The sequence below is a fragment of the Corallococcus terminator genome, from assembly GCF_003611635.1.
Lineage (GTDB): Bacteria > Myxococcota > Myxococcia > Myxococcales > Myxococcaceae > Corallococcus > Corallococcus terminator.
In genome coordinates, this window is the sequence record NZ_RAVZ01000414.1 from 1 (window position 1) to 7,295 (window position 7,295).

The following is a 7,295-nucleotide window of genomic DNA, read 5'->3' on the forward strand; positions in this document are numbered from 1 at the left end:
CCCCCACACATATGAGCATCCCCCCTTCCGACACCGAACAGGCCTTGAGGGCGGAGCTCGAACGTCTGCGCACCCGCCTGCGCGACGCGGGCCTGGACGCGGGTGATGCCCCCGCGGCGACGGAGACGACCGCGCCCGCGTTCGACCGGGAGCGCCTGGCGGTGCTCTTCCAGCAGGCCAGCGTGGGCATCGCCCAGGCGGACCTCACGGGCACGCTGGAGCTGATGAACCAGCGCTACTGCGATCTGCTGGGGCGCTCGCGCGAGGACATGCTGGGCCGCGACCTGCTGTCGCTCACGCACCCGGACGACCGGGAGCGCAATGCCCGCCTGTTCCAGCGCATGGTGGAGACAGGCGAGCCCTACACCGTGGAGAAGCGCCACGTGTGGCCGGACGGCGGCGTCGTCTGGGTGCACAACCACGTCTCGCTGGCGAGGGACGCGCAGGGCAGGCCCCGCTTCGCCATCTGCGTCTCGCGGGACATCACCGAGAACCGGGACGCCGAGGAGCGCCTGCGCGTGAAGCGCGAGCAGTTGCGGCTGGCGCAGGAGGCGGGAGGCATTGGCGTCTTCACGTTGGAGATCGCCACCAACCTGCTGACGGTGACGCCGGAGTTCTGCCGCCTGTACGGCCTGCCGCGCTCGGACACCGTGCCCGCGCAGGTCATCGAGTCGATGGCGCTGGAGGAGGACCGGCACCGGCTGTCCAACGCGCGCACTCGGGCGGCCGGACAGTCCACCCTGTCGGTGGAGTACCGCATCCGCAGGCCGGACACCGGGGCGGTGCGCTGGATTTCCCGGCGGGCGTCGTTCGTGCACGACGCGGCGGGACAGCCGGTGCAACTCATTGGCGTCACGCAGGACATCACCGAGCGGCGCCAGGCGGAGGACGCGCTGCGCGCGGCCAACGAACGGGTGCAGTTGGCGTTGAACACCGAGGCGGTGATTGGCACCTGGGTGTGGGACGTGCCCGCCAACAACGTCATCGCCGACGAGCGCTTCGCGCGCGCCTTCTCGCTGAACCCGCTCCAGGCGCGCGATGGCCTGCCCATCGAGCTCTTCGTGGAGTCCATGCACCCGGAGGACCGGCCGGGCGTGGAGGCGACCATTGGCCGCACCCTGAAGGCGGGAGGCGAGTTCCGCGCCGAGTACCGCGTGCGCCGTTGGGACGGCATCTACCGGTGGGTGGAGGCCAGTGGCCACTGCGAGCTGACGCCCCAGGGGACCCCGCTGCGCTTTCCCGGCGTGCTGGTGGACATCGATGCGCGCAAGCGCACGGAGCTGCGGCAGACGGCGTTGCTGGAGATGACGGACCGGCTGCGCGAGGCGACGTCTCCGGATGCCGCGGCGCACCTGGCCATGGAGGTGGTGGGGCGCCTGTTGGGGGTGCCGCGCGCGGGCTATGGCACGGTGGACACCGCGCACGCGCTGGTGCTCATGCACCCCAACTGGGTGTCCGGCCCGAGGGTGTCCCGCGTGGAGGGCGTGCACCGCTTCCACGACTACGGCGTGTTCCTCCAGGACCTCCAGCGCGGTGAGGTCGTGGCCATCCCGGACGTGCGGTTGGATCCGCGCACGGCGTCGCAGGCGGCCACGTTGGAGAAGGTGGGCATCCGGGCGCTGTTCAACATCCCGCTGATGGAGCACGGCGAGTTCGCGGCGGTGCTCTTCCTGCACGACGTGCGTCCGCGCCAGTGGCTGGAGGATGAAGTCGAGCTGGCGCGCAACGTGGCGGACCGCGTGTGGTCCGCGCTCACGCGGCTCAAGGCCCTGGCGGACCTGAGGCAGGCCAACGAGACGCTGGAGCAGCGGGTGGCGCAGCGCACACAGGAGCGGGACCGCGTGTGGAACGTGTCCCAGGACCTGCTGCTGGTGGGGGACCTGGAGGCGGGCCGCTTCCTGAGCGTCAACCCGGCCTGGACGCGGATGCTCGGGTGGACGGAAGCGGAGCTGGTGGGGCGCACGTCCGAGTGGCTGGAGACGCCGGAGGACTACGCGAGGTCGCGCAATGAGGCGGGCCATCTGGCGGAAGGCCGGCCGACGATGCACTTCGAGAGCAGCTACCGGTGCAAGCACGGCGGGGTCCGGCGCATCGCCTGGACGGCGGTGCCGGTCCCGGAGGACGGCGTGCTGTACGCCAGCGGGCGCGACGTCACCGAGCAGCGGCAGACGGAGGACCAGCTCCGGCAGGCACAGAAGATGGAGGCGGTGGGCAAGCTGACGGGCGGCGTGGCGCATGACTTCAACAACCTGCTCCAGATCATCGGCGGGAACCTGCAGCTCCTGCAGCGCGACGTGGTGGGCAACGAGCGCGGGTTGCAGCGGGTGCGCACGGCGCTGGGCGCGGTGGAGCGCGGGGCGCGGCTGTCGGCGCAATTGCTGGCGTTCTCCCGGCGGCAGCCGTTGGCGCCGCGTTCGCTGAGCCTGGGTCGACTGGTGCGGGGCATGGATGACCTCTTGCGCCGCGCACTGGGCGAGGACGTGGAGCTGGAGACGGTCATCAGCGGCGGGCTGTGGAACACGCTGGCGGATCCGCACCAGTTGGAGAACGTCATCCTGAACCTGGCCATCAACGCGCGCGACGCGATGGCGGGCCAGGGCAAGCTGACGCTGGAGCTGAGCAACGCGTCGCTGGACGACCACTACGCGCAGCAACACCCGGAGGTGCTGGCCGGGGCGTATGTGTTGCTGGCGGTGTCGGACACGGGCGGGGGCATGACGTCGCAGGTGATGGAGCGTGCGTTCGAGCCCTTCTTCACGACGAAGCCGGAGGGCCGGGGCACGGGCCTGGGGCTGAGCATGGTGTACGGCTTCGTGAAGCAGTCCGGCGGCCACGTGAAGCTCTACAGCGAGGTGGGGCACGGCACGACGGTGAAGGTGTACCTGCCGCGCGCCTTCCAGGCGGAAGCGCCGGTGCCCGAGGTGGTGACGGGGCCGGTGGAGGGCGGGCAGGAGACCATCCTCGCGGTGGAGGATGACGCGGACGTGCGCGCGACGGTGGTGGAGCTGCTCACGGAGCTGGGCTACCGGGTGCTGCGCGCGGTGGACGGGCAGAGCGCGCTGTCCATCCTGAAGAGCGGCGTGGCGGTGGACCTGCTCTTCACGGACGTGGTGATGCCGGGGCCGGTGCGAAGCCCGGAGCTGGCGAAGCAGGCGCGGATGCTCCAGCCGGACATCGAGGTGCTCTTCACGTCCGGGTACACGGAGAACGCCATCGTGCACGGCGGCCGGCTGGACCCCGGCGTGCATCTGTTGAGCAAGCCGTACCGGCGCGAGGACCTGGCGCGCAAGGTGCGGGCGCTGTTGGATCAGCGCAAGCAGCGACTGTTGACGCCGCCGGTGCCGAGGGTGACGTGGCCGGAGGTGCCGCCGCGCCAGGAGTTGCCGGCGACGCTGGAGTCCACGCGGCGGATGCATGTGTTGCTGGTGGAGGACGACGAGGACATCCGCACGTCCGCGAGCGAATTGCTGGACCTGCTGGGGCACGCCGTGGTGCCGGTGGCGAGCGCGGAGGAGGCGCGGGTGGCGCTGGCGTCGGGTCCGTTCGACGTGCTGTTCACGGACGTGACGTTGCCGGGCATGTCGGGCGTGGACCTGGCGCGCGAGGTGGCGCTGCGAAAGCCCGCCATGCGCATCATCATCGCCTCCGGGCATGGGCGCGCGGCGCTGGATGGGGATCCGCAGCAGTGGCTGGGCGTGGTGGTGCTGCCCAAGCCGTACGCGCTGCCGGAGATACAGCAGGCCCTGGCCCAGGTGGCCGCGACGCGCTGAGCGTCAGAGGCGCTTCAGGGAGGCCAGCAGGCCCTCCGTGTTCCAGCGCTCGTGTTCATCCAGGGACGGCAGGGCCTCACGAACTTCCGCGAGCATGGCCTCGGCGGCGGGTAGATCCGCGGGGGAAACCTGAGACGCCCATCGCCAGTACTCCGCCGCCACGAAGGAGTAGAGCGCGAACCTCAACGGATATCGCAGCAACGCACGCAGCGCACCGCGCACGATGCGTGGAGTCTGCTCCCAATTCGCGGCACACAAGAATGCATCCTTCGCGAGGGCGCGATGCATCGAAGCCTCCGGTACCCGTCCGGCATGACGCCGCTCCAGGCGCCTGAGGTCCATGCGGAAACGTCGCCAATCCGCGGGCACGCTCATGCTCTCCATGTCCAGGATGAAGGCACGCCAGTGCGGGTCGTGCAGGGACGGATCGGCGAAGGCCTCTTTCATTTTCCCGGACATGTCAGCGGCTTCGCGTTCCAGTTGTAGATGTCGGTGGGCCAGAAGCCATGAGCCATACAGTAGGCCCGGCAGGAGTCACACCGGCTTTCGCCCTCCACCCGGCCAGCCAGGCTTCCCCCGCCAGCGTCGATGCAGCGGACGTAATCATCGCCGCAGGAATCCCGGCGCCGTTCGGTCTCCTTCTCCCGTGCCTCCTCCGCCGCCCCGGGCGGTGGCAACGGAGGCGGCACTCGGGGACGGGGGACGGTTCCAAGCTGCTCACAGGCCACCACCACCCCATCCTTGCACTGACAATCCACCGTGCTCACGCAGCCTGGACCCGGACCCGGGCCCAGGGATTGTCGGAACTGCCGGGGGCTGACCGCGCAGCCCACGACACTCCAACACAGCGTCAGCATGAACACCCATCGCATCCCCTCCCATTAGCATGCGTGGCCTCGCTCGGACTCCAATCCCTTCATGCATCGAACCTGGGGGCCCGGAACAGGCAGCGGGGCGCAAGGGTGATCATCTCGGACGTACACCGGCCCTCAGCGCTTCAGGGAGGCCAACAGGCCCTCCGTGTTCCAGCGCTCGTGCTCATCCAGGGACGGCAGGGCCTCACGAACTTCCGCGAGCATGGCCTCGGCGGCGGGCAGATCCGCAGGGGAAACCTGAGACGCCCATCGCCAGTACTCCGCCGCCACGAAGGAGTAGAGCGCGAACCTCAACGGATATCGCAGCAACGCACGCAGCGCACCGCGCACGATGCGTGGAGCCTGCTCCCAATGCGCGGCACACAAGAATGCGTCCTCCGCGAGGGCACGGTGCATTGAGGCTGCGGGCACGTGTCCGGCATGGCGCCGCTCCAGTCGTCTGAGGCCCGCACGAAAGCGTCGCCAGTCCCCGCGCGCGCTCATGTTCTCCATGTCCAGGATGAACGCACGCCAGTGCGGGTCGTGCAGGGACGGGTCGGCGAAGGCTTCTTTCATCTTCCCGGACATGTCAGCGGCTTCCCGTTCCAGGGGCAGAAAGTCGAGAGGGTGCTCATCTCTGCCGTGCCGGCCTTCAGCGCTTCAGGGAGGCCAGCAGGCCTTCCGTGTTCCAGCGCTCATGCTCATCTAGGGACGGCAGGTACTCGCGGACCTCCGCGACCATGGATTCGGCGGCGGGCAGATCCTCGGGAGAAACCTTGGATGCCCATTGCCAGTACTCCGCGGCGGCATAGGAATACATTCTCGTTCCCAGCGGATGTTTCAGATAAGCGCGCAATGCGCCGCGCACGATACGCGGGGTCTGCTTCCAATGCGCGGCACAGAAGAACACATTCTCCGCGATTTTTCTGTGCATCGAGACCGTTGGCACACGTCCGGCATGGCGCCGCCCCACGTGTCTCAGACCTGCGCGGAAACGCGGCCAGTCCGTGGAGGCAAGTCGCGTCGTCTCCTCGACCTCCTGCATGAAAGCCTCCCAGTTGGGGTCTCTGTAGGGCGGATCGTCGAAGCCTTTCATTTTCCTCTGCGACACTCCTCTCGGCCTCCTTTCCAGGAATAGATGGCCGTGGGCCAGAATCCCTGGGCCATACAGTGTGACCGGCAGGAGTCACACAGGCTTTCGCCCATCACGCGCCCAGGCTTGCTTTCCCCGCCGGCATCGACGCAACGAACGTAGTCATCACCACAGGAATCCCGGCGCCGGTCGGTCTCCTTCTCGCGTGCCTCCTCCGCCGCCCCGGGCGGTGGCAGCGGAGGCGGCACTCGGTGACGGGGCGCAGTGCCAAGCTGCTCGCAGGCCACCAACACCCCACCCTTGCACTGGCAATCCACCGTGCTCACGCAGCCTGGACCCGGCCCCGGGCCCAGGGATTGTCGGAACTGCCGGGGGCTGACCGCGCAGCCCACGACACACAAACACAGCACCCACCCTAATCGCATACCTGCTCATTGGCATGCGTGGAGGCCTTCGGGCTCCACCCTTCGTTGCCGTCCTTCTCGAAGAAGAACTTCGCCCGCGTGCGCTGCCGCGTGCCCACTTCATTCAACGTGTTGGCGTCGTACAGGTGCCCGTTCACCATCGTGTAGCGCACCGTCCGACTGTTCGAGATGTCCTCCAGCGGGTTCTTGTCCAACACCACCAGGTCCGCCAGCTTCCCGCCCTCCAGCGTGCCCAGGTCCGCGTCCATCCCCAGGTAGCGCGCCCCACTCAGCGTGCCCGCGCGCAACGCCTGCATCGGCGTCATCCCACCCTGGACGAACATCGCCAGCTCCCAGTGCGCCGCCAATCCCTCGCGCTGCCCGTGCGCGCCCAACTGCACGCTCACGCCCAGGTCGTTCAACTCCTTCGCCACCCGCGCCACGTTCTGGTGGTTGAACTCCTCGTCCGGCACCATCACCCGGCGCCGGGACCGCTCATCCACCACGCGCCGGGGCACGAAGGACAACAGCCGCGTGTCCTCCCAGACGTTCGTCTTCTGGTACCAGTAGTTCTCTCCCATCAACCCGCCGTAGGACACGCCCAGCGTCGGCGTGTACCCCACGCGCGTGCCCTTCCAGAGCTGGCGCACGTCGTCGTAGATGCGCGCCACCGGCAGCGAGTGCTCCACGCCCGTGTGCCCGTCCACCACCATCGTCAGGTTGTGCTGGAGCAGCGAGCCGCCCTCCGGCACCACCAACATCCCCAGCTCGCGCGCCGCCTGGAGCACCTTCTGCCGCTGGTCGCGCCGGGGCTGGTTGTAGCTCTTCACGCTGAACCCACCCAACGCCTGCATCCGCCGCAGATGCCGGCGCGCGTCGTCCAGCGAATCAATCTCCACGTGCGCCCCCGCGCTCGCCGCCCCGTACAGGATGGTGCCCGTGGAGAAGATGCGCGGTGACATCAGCATCCCCGCCTTGCCCAGCTCGCTCGCGGCGAAGATGGTCTCCGAGTTGTTCGACGGGTCGTGCAACGTCGTCACCCCGAACGCCAGCGACGCCGCCTGCACCCAGCTCTGCTCCGGCATCAGCCCGTCCACGCCCATGCTCCCGTGCCAGTGCACATCCACCAGGCCCGGCATCAGCGTCTTGCCCTTCACATCCACCACCTTCGCCC

At 68.8% G+C, this 7,295-nt stretch carries 5 protein-coding genes and 1 pseudogene; 2 read left to right on the forward strand and 4 right to left on the reverse strand.

The window, feature by feature from the left end; translation table 11 throughout:
* Positions 1-11: 11 nt before the first annotated feature.
* Both D7V88_RS45585 and D7V88_RS36505 read left to right on the forward strand, forming a co-directional pair.
* Positions 12-455: pseudogene (locus D7V88_RS45585) on the forward strand (PAS domain-containing protein); the annotation flags it as partial.
* A gap of 63 nt (positions 456-518) precedes the next feature.
* A complete protein-coding gene (locus D7V88_RS36505) occupies positions 519-3,770 on the forward strand; it encodes a hybrid sensor histidine kinase/response regulator (protein WP_244238583.1) in 3,252 nt (1,083 codons plus the stop codon).
* Positions 3,771-3,773: 3 nt separating this feature from the next.
* On the opposite strand, the gene D7V88_RS42760 is transcribed toward D7V88_RS36505, so the two are convergent.
* The 4 genes from D7V88_RS42760 to D7V88_RS36520 form a co-directional block, all read right to left on the reverse strand.
* Entirely contained in the window at positions 3,774-4,028 is a 255-nt protein-coding gene (locus tag D7V88_RS42760) for a hypothetical protein (protein ID WP_147449019.1), read from the reverse strand.
* 731 nt (positions 4,029-4,759) lie between these two features.
* Positions 4,760-5,212, reverse strand: coding sequence for a hypothetical protein (locus D7V88_RS36515; protein WP_120545207.1), 453 nt, complete (start codon positions 5,210-5,212; stop codon positions 4,760-4,762).
* A gap of 64 nt (positions 5,213-5,276) precedes the next feature.
* Positions 5,277-5,720: a hypothetical protein gene (locus D7V88_RS42765; RefSeq protein WP_147449020.1), complete on the reverse strand. Its 444-nt coding sequence runs from the start codon at positions 5,718-5,720 to the stop codon at positions 5,277-5,279.
* A gap of 412 nt (positions 5,721-6,132) precedes the next feature.
* Positions 6,133-7,295, reverse strand: a 1,163-nt coding sequence (locus D7V88_RS36520; protein ID WP_147449021.1) for an amidohydrolase family protein, incomplete at its 5' end; no start/stop codon positions are given.